The organism is Bacillus manliponensis, from assembly GCF_000712595.1.
GTDB lineage: Bacteria > Bacillota > Bacilli > Bacillales > Bacillaceae_G > Bacillus_A > Bacillus_A manliponensis.
In genome coordinates, this window is the sequence record NZ_JOTN01000029.1 from 1 (window position 1) to 14,761 (window position 14,761).

14 protein-coding genes, 1 pseudogene and 1 riboswitch are annotated in these 14,761 nt (G+C 34.2%); of the genes and pseudogenes, 1 reads left to right on the top strand and 14 read right to left on the bottom strand.

Translation table 11 applies throughout. The features are described from left to right. Positions 1 to 145: 145 nt before the first annotated feature. From BAMA_RS21085 to BAMA_RS21130, 10 genes and pseudogenes are all read right to left on the bottom strand, one after another. The gene (locus tag BAMA_RS21085; protein ID WP_034643306.1) at positions 146 to 1,657 is read right to left on the bottom strand and encodes a sensor histidine kinase; all 1,512 of its coding nucleotides are present in this window, start codon (positions 1,655 to 1,657) and stop codon (positions 146 to 148) included. Further along, positions 1,641 to 2,342, bottom strand: a complete 702-nt coding sequence (locus BAMA_RS21090) for a response regulator transcription factor (RefSeq protein WP_034643308.1) — start codon at positions 2,340 to 2,342, stop codon at positions 1,641 to 1,643. Before BAMA_RS21090 ends, BAMA_RS21085 begins: the two co-directional genes overlap by 17 nt. Positions 2,343 to 2,469: 127 nt before the next feature. Next, complete coding sequence (locus BAMA_RS21095; RefSeq protein ID WP_034643366.1) at positions 2,470 to 3,795, bottom strand: NCS2 family permease; 1,326 nt, start codon at positions 3,793 to 3,795, stop codon at positions 2,470 to 2,472. A gap of 140 nt (positions 3,796 to 3,935) precedes the next feature. Continuing rightward, a riboswitch (purine riboswitch) is annotated at positions 3,936 to 4,038 on the bottom strand. Positions 4,039 to 4,495: 457 nt separating this feature from the next. Beyond that, positions 4,496 to 4,735: a cupin domain-containing protein gene (locus tag BAMA_RS21100; protein ID WP_034643311.1), complete on the bottom strand. Its 240-nt coding sequence runs from the start codon at positions 4,733 to 4,735 to the stop codon at positions 4,496 to 4,498. 386 nt (positions 4,736 to 5,121) lie between these two features. Then, complete coding sequence (locus tag BAMA_RS21105) at positions 5,122 to 5,949, bottom strand: helix-turn-helix transcriptional regulator (RefSeq protein WP_034643313.1); 828 nt, start codon at positions 5,947 to 5,949, stop codon at positions 5,122 to 5,124. 503 nt (positions 5,950 to 6,452) lie between these two features. Continuing rightward, a pseudogene (locus BAMA_RS25465) lies at positions 6,453 to 6,542 on the bottom strand (GMP synthase (glutamine-hydrolyzing)); the annotation flags it as partial. Between the two features lie 122 nt (positions 6,543 to 6,664). Further along, positions 6,665 to 7,051: a hypothetical protein gene (locus tag BAMA_RS21110; RefSeq protein ID WP_034643316.1), complete on the bottom strand. Its 387-nt coding sequence runs from the start codon at positions 7,049 to 7,051 to the stop codon at positions 6,665 to 6,667. A gap of 38 nt (positions 7,052 to 7,089) precedes the next feature. Beyond that, a complete protein-coding gene (locus BAMA_RS21115; RefSeq protein WP_034643318.1) occupies positions 7,090 to 7,440 on the bottom strand; it encodes a hypothetical protein in 351 nt (116 codons plus the stop codon). A 663-nt stretch (positions 7,441 to 8,103) separates the two neighbouring features. Further along, positions 8,104 to 9,900 carry an ATP-dependent nuclease gene (locus tag BAMA_RS21125; protein WP_051759044.1) on the bottom strand — a complete coding sequence of 599 codons (1,797 nt, stop codon included), beginning with the start codon at positions 9,898 to 9,900 and terminating at the stop codon, positions 8,104 to 8,106. A gap of 191 nt (positions 9,901 to 10,091) precedes the next feature. Beyond that, entirely contained in the window at positions 10,092 to 10,340 is a 249-nt protein-coding gene (locus BAMA_RS21130) for a hypothetical protein (RefSeq protein WP_034643323.1), read from the bottom strand. A 211-nt stretch (positions 10,341 to 10,551) separates the two neighbouring features. On the opposite strand from BAMA_RS21130, the gene BAMA_RS21135 reads away from it, so the two are divergent. Then, on the top strand, positions 10,552 to 11,106 hold the full coding sequence (locus BAMA_RS21135; RefSeq protein WP_034643326.1) for a recombinase family protein: 555 nt from the start codon (positions 10,552 to 10,554) through the stop codon (positions 11,104 to 11,106). Positions 11,107 to 11,782: 676 nt separating this feature from the next. Here BAMA_RS21135 and BAMA_RS21145 read toward each other — a convergent pair. The 4 genes from BAMA_RS21145 to BAMA_RS24645 all read right to left on the bottom strand — a co-directional run bounded on the left by BAMA_RS21145 (position 11,783) and on the right by BAMA_RS24645 (position 14,284). Beyond that, positions 11,783 to 12,031: a hypothetical protein gene (locus BAMA_RS21145; RefSeq protein ID WP_034643328.1), complete on the bottom strand. Its 249-nt coding sequence runs from the start codon at positions 12,029 to 12,031 to the stop codon at positions 11,783 to 11,785. A gap of 155 nt (positions 12,032 to 12,186) precedes the next feature. Next, positions 12,187 to 12,420, bottom strand: coding sequence for a hypothetical protein (locus BAMA_RS21150; protein WP_034643331.1), 234 nt, complete (start codon positions 12,418 to 12,420; stop codon positions 12,187 to 12,189). 334 nt (positions 12,421 to 12,754) lie between these two features. Continuing rightward, positions 12,755 to 14,020 (bottom strand): DEAD/DEAH box helicase family protein, encoded by a 1,266-nt coding sequence (locus BAMA_RS21155; RefSeq protein WP_084158080.1) that lies wholly within the window; start codon positions 14,018 to 14,020, stop codon positions 12,755 to 12,757. 93 nt (positions 14,021 to 14,113) lie between these two features. After that, a complete protein-coding gene (locus BAMA_RS24645) occupies positions 14,114 to 14,284 on the bottom strand; it encodes a hypothetical protein (protein WP_157406052.1) in 171 nt (56 codons plus the stop codon). Between the last annotated feature and the right edge of the window lie 477 nt (positions 14,285 to 14,761).

Below are 14,761 nucleotides of genomic sequence, written 5' to 3' on the forward strand. Positions count from 1 at the left end.
ATCGCTTTCTGCTCTGTTGCATCAGCGACTCGTATAATATTACACCTTCTTTTTATAATCGTCAATATGTTTTTGTAAAAAAATAAAGAAAGGCAAATTAGACTTCAATTACACCCTTCTTTATCATGTATCTACTTCTTATTTATTATTCTTCTATTATTGGTAGCGAAACGATAAATTGAATTATCCCCTCCTCATACTCTGCTCGAATTTCGCCACCTTGCAATTCAACAATGCTTTTTACAATGGCAAGCCCCAATCCAGACCCTTCTATGACTTTACTTCGAGATATATCCTTTTTATAAAAACGCTCAAAGATACTTTCTAATTCTTCACGTGTAAACTCTTCGCTATAATTCGAAACTGTAATTTGCATACTACGTCGTTGCCTTTGAAGAGAAACTTTAATTTCACTTTCTTCTTTACTATATTTAATTGCATTCATAAGCAAGTTCTCAAAGATGCGAACTGTTTTTTCTGGATCTACTTTTACATATATTTTTTCATCAGGAAGTTTCTTTACAAATGAAAGTCCTTCTTCTTCTGCTTGTGGTACAAACTCTTCTATTAATTGTTCTAACAGTTCATTAATACATACTGTTTCTTTTTCTAACACAATGTTTTCATTTGTTAACTTCGTATACTCAAATAAATCTTCTATTAAAGCTTTTAACTGCTCTGATTTTGAAAAGGCAATTCTTACATATTCATCATACTGCTCTTTATTTTCATACTTTGCGTCACGAAGTAAACGTAAATATCCCATAACAGAAGTTAACGGCGTTCTTAAGTCATGCGAAACATTTGTAATCAGTTCGTTTTTCTGTTTCTCAATTCTTCTTTCTTTCTCAATGTTCACCATAAGCTGCTGTGCCATGTTATTAATATTATCCGTTAACTCAGCTAATTCATCATGACCTTTCTTCTCAATCCGATATGCTAAGTTTCCTTTTTCGATTTCTTTTATTCCATGTGCCATTGATTCAATTTGCTTCATTTTTCGCTTCGTTATGTAGAGGAATGAAAAAATAAACACTAAAACTCCTATAAAAAATGGGCCCGGACTGCTAGATGTACTATATTGTATTTCACCCTTTGGAAGCCCACTGACAAACATATATAAACTTTGTTCAGCAACTTTCAATGGATAAAAAGCAATAAACTCTTTACGAGTCCCCTCCATATCCCCTTCCAAATACGCTGGATAATGAATTGTAAAGTCCATCGCATTACGAATTGTATCATGTAAGTTAATCTGTTCTTCTTGTGCTTGTTTTGTCTTATAAAGCACCTTACCTGTCTCATCAGTAATCAATACTTTTATTTGGCTATCATAATAATCAATACTAGCATTTTCATCATCAATCATAGATTGAATTGCTTCTACCGTATTTTGTTCACTTAAAGACATAGCCTTTTGACGAGCATTTTCATTGATCTCTCTCATCCCATTGGAATAATTAATATAAGCGTGCTGATTGGCATTTTCAAAAAAAGGATTTAAGCTACTTGTTACAAACACTCCTAATAAAGAACAGGCAATAAAAGTAACAACTAACTGAATTCGAATACTTTTCTGCACAACATGAATCGTTCTTCTTATAAGATTCTTCATACTAGAAAATACATATCGAAACGGTTTAAATATTCTTTTCAATTTTGTACCCCACTCCCCACACCGTTTTAATGTAATGCGGCTTCCTTGGGTTTTCTTCTATCTTTTCACGTATCTTTCGAATATGTACCATTACTGTGTTATCCGATTGAAACGATTGTTCATTCCATACTTTTTCATAAATTTGTTCTGTACTAAAGACAATGCCAGGATTAATAGCTAGCAACTGTAAAATAGCAAACTCCCTCGGCGTTAACTTCACTTCTTCATCACGAACAAATACTTCATATGTTGCGGTATTCATTTTCATATCACCTATTTCAATTTCATTCTGATCCGGGAACACAAAGCCATTCATTTTCATATAACGACGAAGCTGCGATTTAATGCGCGCAACAAGTTCTAGCGGATTAAATGGCTTCGTAACATAATCATCTGCCCCTGTCGTTAGTCCTAAAATTTTATCCATATCTTGCGTCTTCGCAGATAGCATAATTATCGGCATCTCTTTTACTTCTCTTACTTTTAAACACATATGAATGCCATCTACTTTCGGCATCATAATATCTAATACAACTAAATGAACTTCATGCTTCTCTACTATACGTAAACCTTCTTCCCCATTCTCAGCCTGAAGCACATTATATCCTTCATTCTTTAAGTAAATCGTAATTAAATCTCGAATCTCTTTTTCATCATCTACAACAAGTATTGTTTCTCGTCCCATATTATCACCCCTATATCTTCTATTATAGAAAAACTTCTGAAGAAAAAAGCTAGAAAATCCTTAAGAATTTCTTAAGACGCAAAAAAGGTGTAGACTCCCCTTGTCTACACCTTTCAAAAAACCCCTTTTACTTATGAACAAAAATGAAATATAGTACGAATAAAACTCCCATTACATACATAACTGGATGAATCTCTTTTCGATGTCCACTTACAACCATTGTAATTGGATAGAAAATGAATCCAATCGCAATACCTGTTGCTATGCTATACGTAAGTGGCATTGAAATAATCGTGAAGAATGCTGGCACTGCAAACTCGAATTTCTTCCAATCTATTTCTCCTAAAGCTGATACCATCAGTATTCCAACGATAATTAAAGCTGGCGCCGTTACCGCTGGTGTTACAACACTAAGAAGTGGCGAGAAGAAAAGCGCTAGTAGGAAAAATCCTGCTGTTACAACTGCTGTAAAACCAGAACGCCCTCCTGCTGCTACCCCTGCAGACGATTCAATATAAGACGTTGTTGTAGAAGTACCAAGAATCGCCCCTACTACAGTCGCAACCGCATCAGAACATAATGCTTTTCCTGCGCGCGGTAACTTATTATTTTTCATTAATCCCGCTTGATTGGCTACCGCTACAAGTGTACCTGCTGTATCAAAGAAATCGATGAAGAAAAATGTTACGATAACAATCGCCATTTCAATTGTGAAAATATCACCAAAATGCTGAATCGCTACTCCAAACGTTGGTTCCAAACTCGGGATTGCTCCAACTACAGCTTTCGGTGCATCAATTAAACCTGTCGTAACACCAACAACTGCCGTAAGAATCATTCCGTAAAATACAGCACCATTAATCTTCTTTAACATTAAGATAACAGTTACAACAACACCGAAAACAGCAAGTAATGTTGATCCTTTTGTTAAATCCCCTAATCCAACAAGAACTGCATCGTTATTTACAATAATTCCGGCATTTTGAAATCCGATAAAAGCGATGAACAACCCTATCCCTGCCGCTACTGCGAATTTCAGTTCAGCTGGAATTGCGTTAATAATCTTTTCACGAATACCTGATAAAGTAAGAATAATAAAGATAATACCAGACATTAACGTTCCAGAAAGTGCCGTTTGCCACGGAATCCCCATTGTTAATACTGCTGTATAAGCAAAGAACGCATTAATTCCCATTCCTGGTGCTAATGCAATTGGATACTTCGCAAAAATCCCCATAATAAGCGAACCAACCGCTGCTGCTAAAGCAGTAGCTACAAACACTGCACCTGGATCCATACCCGTTCCCTCTGGCAAGTTAGGTACATTTGCTAAAGAAAGAGTAGCAGGATTTACAAATAGGACATATGCCATAGATAAAAATGTTGTTAAACCAGCAATAAACTCTCTTCTATAATTCGTCCCAAGTTCATCGAATTGAAAGTAGCGTTTCATTCTATATTTCCCCCGATATGCTTGCTCGCCGATTTTCTCGCTAGCTTGCTTTTCCATCCCTCTAAGAGAAATAAAAAAGCCTCCATTGTGTATATACATGGAAGCGTCCGTAAACAAAAGGTCCCTACATATGTAAGTATCCTTTTATTAAAACGCCTCGTAGTCAAGCCATTTACGGTAGCTAGGTAGAAACTTTCGGGCCATATTCCCGATATTATACGACGGCTGTAATATTCATGTTTTCGTTATTGATGTACTCATATTAACTCACAAAAATAAAAGTGTCAATCTAAAAGCGAACATTTTCACGAAAAACTATAATTTCATTCGTATTAAAAACAAAAGACAGATTTATCTACACAATATGTATAGATAAATCTGTCTTTTACTATATATACCTTATTCCCAATCAAAGGGTACAGGTGACTATAAAACATTGTTATAGCAACGTTTTTTACACCTTTAATTCATTTTGGCAGGGATTCTGGTGAAACTTATTTTTTATTGCTTGATTACCAGTGAATAAAGCATCTGATTTTTTGCGATCTGTATTTTAATATTACCTGTCATCTCTTCGGCGATGAGTTCATCTATCCCTAATCAGAAAAATCGGAAAGTAATCATTAAATTCTGAATTAAACAATTACTCCAAACCCATTCTACACTTTCTTATCTGCCAATAAAATATTAAGTACAATTCTTAATCTATTTTCCTTTTAGGCTCTACCAACATGATGTGGGATTCCTTTTCAGCGAAGGGCTTATGCTCGATGCCTCTCGGGACAATAAACATCTCGCCCTTAGAAATTTTCACCTGGCCATCACGAAAATCGATGAACATCTCCCCTTCAAGCACGATAAATAGCTTATCGGTATTAGGGTGCTCGTGCCATATAAAATCTCCACTAATTTTAAAAACCTGAATTTGATCATCATTCATTTCACCAATCACTTGTGGATACCAATAATCGTTAATTTTAGATAGCTCGTCATTTAGTTTAATAGGTTGGTAATGGATAATAATCCCTCCTTATTTTTGACTCCCACTATACGGTTACAGTAATCTAAGTAAAAAAGTAGTCATTACGTTTAAAAAGAAAACGCTCAGGCCAGAACTTTTCATTCAGATGTTATAAAGGAGTGATTTCAATGAAAGTTCTCTCGACTTTTTAAAACTAATGTAAGTTCAATAGCCAATGGACCACCAATAATAGCAGAAGTGTCCATTAATTTTTCACATATGAAGTTCCTCCAATCCAATGTTTCCCTTAACTCTCCATAAGTATAGGACAGTGATTTTCAAATAAGAATGGAGGCCTGTTGACATTAGCATGGATTATTGATGAACTTCTCGCGATATTTAGTAGGAGAAATGCCAACTTGCTTCTTGAACACTCTACTAAAATAAAAAGGGTCTGCGATTCCAACAGCCTGCGCAATTTGTTGTACAGGCACACCACTTGTAAATAACATTTTTTGAGCCATCTTTATACGATAGTTCAATAAATATTCTGCCGGTCCCATACCTGCATGCTTTCTAAACACGTAAGAAAGACGATTTCGATTAACATTATTTTGTTCTGCAAGCGAAGCTATTGTAAGGTCTTGATAATAGTATTCATGAATATAACTAGATATCCGTTCGAATAAAGTATACGACTCATAGTTGTTCTGCCTATTAACAACACATAATAAAGCTTCATTCAGCGCTTCGCGAAACAGCATCTCGGTCTGAAACATCGAAATGCCTCCACGCCGATTATACACATCCCAAAGACGCATAAGTAATTCAACAAGACGAGGAGATTGTCCCGTTAATAATTCAAAATGCTGATGAGAAAAGTCAGAGTCTTCTAGTTCTGAATTGCTTACCCGATATAAAACAAGAATATATTCCCAGTTTATTTCACCAAGCATTTTATGAGCTAGTTTCATTTTCGGACCCCCATGTATAACTTTTCCTGGGGAAAGGGTATACGGCGTACCATTAAATTGAAATTGCGTCTTCCCTGTAAGTGGAAACACAAATCCAGGAAAAGAATCTGTAGAATCAGCGTAAGGCACACCTGGATTTTTAGCATAACGATATACTCCTTCTACTTGGAAAGGATTATCTGCAAGATACTCTGCTAACTCATTAACGTCCAACTTCACAATGCACGCCTCATTTCAATAATAGTTTGTTTGTAATTCGCGAGATTAATTGTTGTACATTCTGTGCAACTCTAAACTACAAGTAAGTACATACGACTTAACAAGCTATGGTTACTAACCTTTTAATCCAGCTAATAAATATATTCCATTTATTCATGAAAGCATCCCCAAAATCTTATTGATAACGATTTTCATTGTAGTTCGATAAAAAAACATTTGTCAAGTTGGGTACCCTAGAAAAAATTACGAAACAAGACAAAGCCTTTGAACGATTAACAGATGAGAACACGCTCCTGATCCATTCGGAAGCCATCTATATGTTCAATGATTTTAGACAAACAAAAAACCCCCTTTCATTCGTAATAAAATACACGAATAAAAGAGAGTCTAATTTTGATGATAAATAGTTGTACGTGAAAAGCAGTTTTTCTAACTAATAATCCATGATAATCACTAATACATCAACGTTTATCGTGATTTCTCACTAGCTAAATCTACTTATTCTATTCCCACTCAATCGTAGCTGGTGGCTTACTCGTAATATCATACACGATACGGTTTACGTGCTTTACTTCGTTTACGATACGTACATTTGTATATGATCTATCATGAAATTAAAATTCAATTATTAAGCGTGTTTTGCTACTTGAATAGTAGCACGTTTCAAGCTATATGACAATCTATTAGATGTATCATTAACATCCCACTTTTATGATTAGTCTACTTTATTTTTACTCCCAATGAAGTAACCATATTCATAGGCTAGCTTCACAATGAATACCTTTTCTTCATCCGAAAGATTGCGTTCAAGAGACATCTTAAAGTAACTTTTTAAAGCAGGACTTAATTTACCCGCGGACGAACCGAGGATTTCAATAAGCTTCGCATCCATTTTTTTAAATGCCTCTCTCTCTTCGCAAATTGTTAAATCACAATCGTCATTATCATCTTCCCAAAATTTATAGTGCAGGCTTTGAATTTCTTCTATAGACAACTCGCCCCTAAAATGTTTTCGAGACAATGCTTGAAGTAGCTTCATTTTTTCTTCATTGTCCATTTCATCCATAACCTTTAATATTTGTTCCGCTGTCACTTTTGCCACTTCAATCACTTCTCCTTTGACCGTTCACCTAACATTCACTAGTGCTTGATACCTCTAGATATTCCTTCTGTTACCTCTTTTACAGAAACCCTCTTGTTAGTCAGTTCAATGATTTCATCCATTTGTTTTTGGATACTACGGTGACTTTTCTCCCTCTCGCTGAACTCTTCCTTAAATAAAGCCTCTGTCCTCTTGAATACTGAACGGTAATTATTAAATTCTGAACGTACACCATTAAGTTCTAAACATGCATCATTAAGTTCTGAACGTATATCCTTAAGTCCTGAACCCACATCACCTATTGCATCCTTTAATTCAGACATTTGCTTCTGTAATGATTCCATCTCTTGAAATATCTGTTCTACTAACTGTTTCTCTTTATCTGTCATAGCAATCCCCTCCAAAATGTTTTTGAATCCCGTAGTAAAATTTTTTTAGCAAGATGGTTCTATCATTAATAGCAAAAACCTTAACCACCCATCCTTTTCTAAAAGAGTTTGCAGTGAATTGAGTAAGTAGTTTATATATCAAAGAAAGATTAAATTCGTCAGAGACGCCCTCTAAAAAGTTTTGAAGGTGTGACGTATATTCTATAACCACTAGACCGCCATAGATGAAGAGGGGTCTCCCCTATAGGTAGGCCTCTTCTCCGCTTCTACCATATAAGAAAATCTAGCCTTCCCCATACTGATTTAGTGTGCCATACTTAATTATTGTTTCTTTCCTTTTTGACATTCCTTTTCTCTTGACCTACCTCGCCTTATACCACGTGTTGCAACTCACTGTTCTTCATTTTATTCTGTGTTTCCTATCCCTCTTATTCTCTCTTTTTCTGGTTGAGGTGATGGTCTATCAGTCGTATTATACAGCCCTCTTTCTCTATCTCCTAACGATACATTTTTGATTGACACTTATGATTGGATTTAAGTCTTGATACTACGTTATCTCGTCCCCTCACTCATATGTGTTGGTATTTAATAGTAAATAAATAATAAAAAACATCCAACAACTTCAATTCAAGATGTTGGATGGCTTATTAAAAATATATTAACCTATACTACTACAATTCCTTTATAGTGATTTAAATCCCAATTTACATCTTCTGATAATTCATTCTCCACTATAAATTGTTTAACCTTATTCTCTAATTCATCTAATGTACTATACTCCAAACTACTACTTTCTACTGATGGTACTTTACAAGAATACTCCAGAAACTCAATAAATTTACTAATATCGTAATTTTCCCCTATGCTAATTTGTTCACTAAAGAATTTCCATGCTTCATAAGGTTTCGAAGTCTTTCCTTCAGTTTTTAAAAATTCCCCTTCAAAATTAGGTACAGATACAAATAGTTTAATATCAATACCCAATTGTTTACCATTGTTGACTTCTTGTAAGATATTTAAATTATTTGTCCACGCACCGTTTTTAGTTTTAACATCTACTCCTTTCACTTTTTTCAATACTGTAGGATTATCTGAGTCGTGCAATATACTGTACGGGACTTTAAAATGGTTCAATATTTTAGAAACTGTTACAATATTCCCTTTACCTAGACAATTTAAAATATGTACATCTGAATCTAAAGAAATCTCTTTTTGTACTAATTTAATAACACTAAATTCAGTTTCTCCTTCAACTAACAAATTTGTTTTCGCAAAAAAGAACTCATTAAAATATGGGTTACAATAATTTAGCATTTTTAAGTTCATTTTTTCATCATCTGTAAAATTCGCTTCTTCAGTAGAGAACGTCTTAATGGTTCTTCTGTTATCCCCCTCTTTTTCAATTCTAATAATGGTAGTATGGTCTTTTGTTAAATCAATAAACATTGGTGAATGTGTTGTGGTCATTACTTGCCAACCATCTAAATCTGCTATTGAATACAAGGCTTCTCGGGCTTCTCTTACCGCATTAGGATGTAAAAAAGCTTCAGGTTCTTCAATAAGAAGAATTTTCGGTGCAGTAGTAGATATTGTATTACGTCCCTTTTTTAAATTTCCAGTTTCCGCTAACATTTTTAAAGCTGACCACAAAAAGGTTCTTTGCAGACCTGTACCATGATGTGATAAAGGACTACTATGATTTAATGTCCCATCTTCTCCAACATTCCCTAACCTAATCATACTTCCTGAAGCAATTAACTTATCAGGTTCAATTTTACTAGGTTGAATGTCTATTTCTACTTTATTATATTCAGGAAATACTCTTGTTAATTGTTCAGCAATTAAACTTGTAGTTGTGTCTATTTCATCAGAAATATTTTGCTTAATCGTTTGAGTTAATAAATCAATCTGTCGCATTAAGTTCTCTAAGTCACCTTGATTTTCATTTACATTTGCTTTTATCGTTTCATTTATTATAGTTAATACTTTCGTTTGTAGGCTTAAAGGATCTTCCAGTGGAGAAATCTTTATCGGTGTAGGAATTTTACTCGAAAGAATAGTATCAAAGCCGCCTGTACCATTTAATACATATTTATCATCAGATGGTAAATATGAATATTTTTTCCTGTTTTGATTAGTTCCTTCCCATACATATTTAACTTTTATACAATTTTTATAATTAAGATGTTCATCATCATGAATCCATTGTTCACCTATTCCAATTCCATTAGGTACATCTACAAAAATACCTGTAATTGTTGGTATATTATTAGTGTCTTCTTTATAAAAATCTTTTTCCGTTAACTTTGTACTACTATCTGCAAAAGCTTCGTAAGCTGAAAGTATAGTCGTTTTACCAACATTATTATTGCCAATTAAAGCAACTATATTATCAATTTTTATTTTTACTGCTTCTCCAATCCCCTTAAAGTTTTCGATTTCAATTTCAGCTAACTTCATGAAGTTACCTCCTATAAATTTTTTGTTAATACGAATATTTTTAATTGATATAGCTTTAAAAATTATTAACTTTTGATGTTTCACAAATCCCTGTTCTTCGTTTCAAAAAACTCTTTCAATTGTGTTGAATCATAGGAGTAATCAATATCATGAAGAAAGACCTCACTAGTTATTAGTGAAGCCTGTGTTCTTTATTTAATCTCGATTAAGTTAATAGCACCAGAAGGATATTCCCAAAGTTCCCCTTCCGCATCCCATCCATGTTTACAATTTGTGCATTGTACTTGTGTTATAAAATCATATTGGTTCTCTGTCCCCATGCCTCGTTCGTCCGAATTCACATGTTCCAGATCTTGAATTAAAGCCGATGCTGAAAATTCTACATTGCATTTAGGACATGTAAAACCAATAATCTCTGTAATAGGTAATTCCATAGACATTCTAATTCCCCTTCCAATTATTTTTTACCAATAATTAAATATTATAGCACTAATTACAATAATACTAAATTTATACCTCTTTATATTAATGTTTTGAAAGGTCCATAACTTAATAGTATTGACACCGAAACGTCATTGCTATATTATCAAGGTATCAAAAGGTGTCATAACTTAGTTTCATAAATGAACCATAAAAAGGGGCTATTACATAATGAAATACGGATACGCACGAGTAAGTACAGTGTCACAAGAATTAGAGGTACAATTAACCGCATTAAAAAATGAAGGCTGTGACAATATTTACTCTGAGAAGTTTACAGGAACAAAATCTGATAGACCACAATTAAAAGAAGTTCTTTCAACCCTAAAAGAAGGTGATACATTAGTTGTCACTAAACTAGATAGATTAGCAAGAAACACTGTTGAGGGAATTGAGATCGTAAAAGGACTATTTTCTAAAGGTGTAAGAGTTCATGTTTTAAATGTGGGACTATTAGAAGATACGACAATGGGAAGGTTCTTTTTAACTACATTATTAGCAGTCGCAGAAATGGAAAGGAACTTAATTATAGAACGTACTCAGGAAGGAAAAGCCATTGCCAAACAGCGTGACGGCTTTAGGGAAGGTAGACCAAACAAATTCAGCAAAAAACAAATAGGACACGCTTTAGGACTACTAGAAGCCCATTCATATAAGCAAGTTGAGGAAATCACAGGTATTAGTAAAAGTACACTTATTAGGGCTAAAAAGAAGGCTAACAACTAATACTGGTAGCCTCTTTTCTGGTTGTTCCCCTGTGCATAAAAATATTCTGAGGCGACTATACAAAGAGGGCATATAAGCGAAAAAGTGACAATTGCACAGAAAAGCACAACTAATCAATTCTAATGAATGCAGTCGTATCAAGGGATGAATACTGTTTTTTAACATTTCACCGATTGTGCATTCCATAGCTGAATTTACACATAAGATTTATGAAATTACGATATATAGTAATCCCTCCTCAGAAATAATCTGAGAGGGTTCATATACTATTAAAATTATGCTAGTCACTATTCAACTAGTTTCATAAACTCTTCACTGTGACTATCTTTATATTTCATAAACAAGACATAACAATCTTTTCTACTCTTACCGTTTACAATACTTCTAATAGTTGCCTTAGTAACAGGAAACATTGTCTCTAGCTGGTAAGGCTGATAACCTTTCACCTTGTTTAGATACAGTATTTTATATACGTCCTTATCTGCCAATTTTACGCTAAATGCGTTTGTAACCATTAGTGCCAATCTTATCATCCCTTTGTACATATTTTTAAGTTGTTCGCATATCAAAAAATCCACTCACCTGTAAGCATGGGGAATATTTGATACCGTCAGGTTGATTTCTTTATTCTCCTATTGTGTGAAAAAACATTTCAAGAATAACTAAAGTTCTTTAATTACACCTCACTCATTACACATTGCTTTTTTAGTGCCTCTCTTAGGTTTATATCTTCTTTAAAGAGACTCACTTGAATCGCAGTCGGTGTACCTTCATGTTCTGCTAAAATTGTAATCAATCCTGAAACCTCCATTACCTTTGAAGTAAACACTTGAATATGACTAGGTACATTTGTAAAACAACACCAACACCCCTTTTCCATATCAAAAACCATAACCGTTTCTTGTTCACATTTATTAAATTTCATTATCCTTACCTCCGTAATAATTAATTAGTTCTTGAGGAAGCCTTGCTATCCCCTTCACTTAAGTACTTGCAGATTCATCTCATAATAGGACATGAAAACTAAATATTTTTGATTAACGTTTAATTAATTCTGTTAAAACAACAAAAGGACAGGCATTATGCCCATCCTCTTCTTCTCTTATATTCTTGATCAATCTCTTCTATACATACCTTAGAACAAACCATACCACCTACCCAACTATCATACTCGTCACAACAGCCCCAAGTATAATATCCACCATCAGGTTCTTTAGGAACATATATAACCTTATTGCAATGTATACAGCGATAATACCAATGACCTTTGTATTTCTTTTTATATGGACGGAAAAAGTAGCGTTCTAACTCCATAGTTATCTCACTCCTGTTATTTATACTTAGATCAAAACAATGTAAATGTTATAGGTCTTTCATATCTTATCTATTTAAATACACTTCGCTACGCTACGTGGGTGTGTTCGTTTCACTCCCACACCAGCTATAACTAATATACAAATATCATTCTATTAATTGCACTAATCACATGGAGAGGGATAGTTGGTTTTTAGGCTATCCCTTGTAATGTTATTAGTGATACTCTTTTATATTTATAATTATATCTTTCTTATAAGAAAAAACCCTCAAACCCCAGTGTTATCAAGGGTTACAGCTTCTCTTTACTAAGCAACAAGAGTAAAAGAAATCTTTAAATCTCATTATTAAGATACTGTTCCAGTAAAGTTCTCATTCGCTTAGAGGGAATATAAACATCTATTGGCTGTCCTGTACGAATACGGCTACGAAACAACCATTGTAACAGTTCTGATAATGCGAATAAGTTACCATTAAGTTGTACATCATGCTTATGAAAGAAATGTGTTGCCATAGGGTTTGTATAAATGTTAGCCAAATAGATACATACACTCTTATGCTGAAACTCATTTGTAGCACGTGCATTTACACTTACAAACTGATCCTTTAATCCTCTAGATGCTAAAACATCTCTAAACTCTTTAAAGGTAGTCCACATGACTTCATTAGTAGATACGTTACACTTGTTGTAGTAGAAGTTATAAGCATTAGCTTTGATAACTTGCTTAGCTTCCTTACTTTTCGCTTTCTTTTTCAAATCGGACACACTAAAATAATTATGTTTTTCCCCCATCTTATTCATATCCTTTTTATCTTTAGGAGATAGGGAGTAAATATTAATTAATTCTCTCAAATATGTACGATCTTCATCTTTAAATGACACATATGGTGCTAACTTATACCTATTCCCTTCCTTTACAATTGATCTATATACATAATTTTGATTGAATAGATCAAAGTACGCACGTTGGATTTGTCCATCAAACATATAGGTCAAAATAAAAACTTCCTCAAAACAATTAAATGTTTCAACAGGGAACGTCCGATATAGTGCACTTGGTTCTTTTCCTTTATCTTTGTACATCATTAAATTTCCCGAATTAGCTGAATTCCTTAGATTCTTAAAATATCCTTCTCTATAATCACTTTGATTCCAGTGAACAACACCATTGGTGTCTATTTGTATAACTTCTTTTCCTGTTAGCACTTTGAGATCATCTTTTGAAATATCTACTTGTTCAATAACATTCATAACCTCATCAAGAATCAATGTATAGTTCTCCATGTCTAATAAGTCAATGGTTTCACGATCTATATTCTTGAAAAGTGAATGTGTAGAAACAATGTTCTTCCCTTCTGAAATAAGACGTTTAATATCCCTTAGCTTTGTCTCTCCTTTACAATCAACCTCAGGTTGTTGGAAGCCGCGATTAGTAGCGTTAATTACTCGTTGTACTTCACTCATAAAGGGGGTAATATACATAAACTTTCGATATTCTGGTGCGTTTTTCATGAACTGAATTGCCCAACTAGTTTTCCCACTCCCCATAATTGAATCAATGATGTTAATCTTCTTTGTTGCTGGTCTTTTTAATAGCATGTTTATCTCCTCTTTCATGTAGTAATTCTGTAAGGTTCTCCTCACAATTAATCACTTGCACTTTCTACATGAAATAGGACAATCATTCAAAACTTAAGCTTCTAATGAACTATACCAATTGTTTCCTTCATCTTCCGCTTCGTACTCCGTTTTAATATCAAATTGACAGTACATAGAGTCTCTTAATTTCATTACAGTATCCTTATCAACCCCAACTTCTTTACAAGCTAATAGTAGGTATCCTATCGCTTCTCTGTTTGTCACCTTAAATCACCTCTTTGTCTTATTTTTCGTAGATATACTTGACTTCGATTGTTTGTCATTCATCATGGGATGAGGGAACAGGACAACGGCTAGGGCATAGAATGACTACCTTACGTCGCAGCAACAAGAAAGTTAATGCGACATAAGACAGACATTCATTGTCACTCCATCATGGTCTATCGGGTTAAGGAATCCGTATAGTAACACCTTGTTTGAACGCTAGACTTTCACCTACAACGAACTTTTTACATGTCATGCTTGTCCGACATGCTGAAAAACTTAGGGAAGGGGCTGTGCTACTGACGTATCCCTAATTACTCATAACCTAGTGTTGTCTTTCTTATTCGTTGCTACCTGTACCTCAATACACCAAGCAACCTTTACCAAACCGTTTATGGACGTTCTCTCCTAGACTTCCAACAACGCAAACAAGGAAACGTTATATGTTAGAACGCATAATTTCATGACATCGGCTTA

Bases quoted from the DNA above. Each gene is read 5' to 3' on its own strand.
- BAMA_RS21095 (WP_034643366.1), bottom strand. From the start codon at position 3,795: ATGAAACGCTACTTTCAATTCGATGAACTTGGGACGAATTATAGAAGA.
- BAMA_RS21115 (WP_034643318.1), bottom strand. From the start codon at position 7,440: ATGACAGATAAAGAGAAACAGTTAGTAGAACAGATATTTCAAGAGATG.
- BAMA_RS21125 (WP_051759044.1), bottom strand. From the start codon at position 9,900: ATGAAGTTAGCTGAAATTGAAATCGAAAACTTTAAGGGGATTGGAGAA.
- BAMA_RS21145 (WP_034643328.1), bottom strand. From the start codon at position 12,031: ATGAAATTTAATAAATGTGAACAAGAAACGGTTATGGTTTTTGATATG.
- BAMA_RS21150 (WP_034643331.1), bottom strand. From the start codon at position 12,420: ATGGAGTTAGAACGCTACTTTTTCCGTCCATATAAAAAGAAATACAAA.
- BAMA_RS21090 (WP_034643308.1), bottom strand. From the start codon at position 2,342: ATGGGACGAGAAACAATACTTGTTGTAGATGATGAAAAAGAGATTCGA.
- BAMA_RS21130 (WP_034643323.1), bottom strand. From the start codon at position 10,340: ATGTCTATGGAATTACCTATTACAGAGATTATTGGTTTTACATGTCCT.
- BAMA_RS21100 (WP_034643311.1), bottom strand. From the start codon at position 4,735: ATGAATGATGATCAAATTCAGGTTTTTAAAATTAGTGGAGATTTTATA.
- BAMA_RS21135 (WP_034643326.1), top strand. From the start codon at position 10,552: ATGAAATACGGATACGCACGAGTAAGTACAGTGTCACAAGAATTAGAG.
- BAMA_RS21155 (WP_084158080.1), bottom strand. From the start codon at position 14,020: ATGCTATTAAAAAGACCAGCAACAAAGAAGATTAACATCATTGATTCA.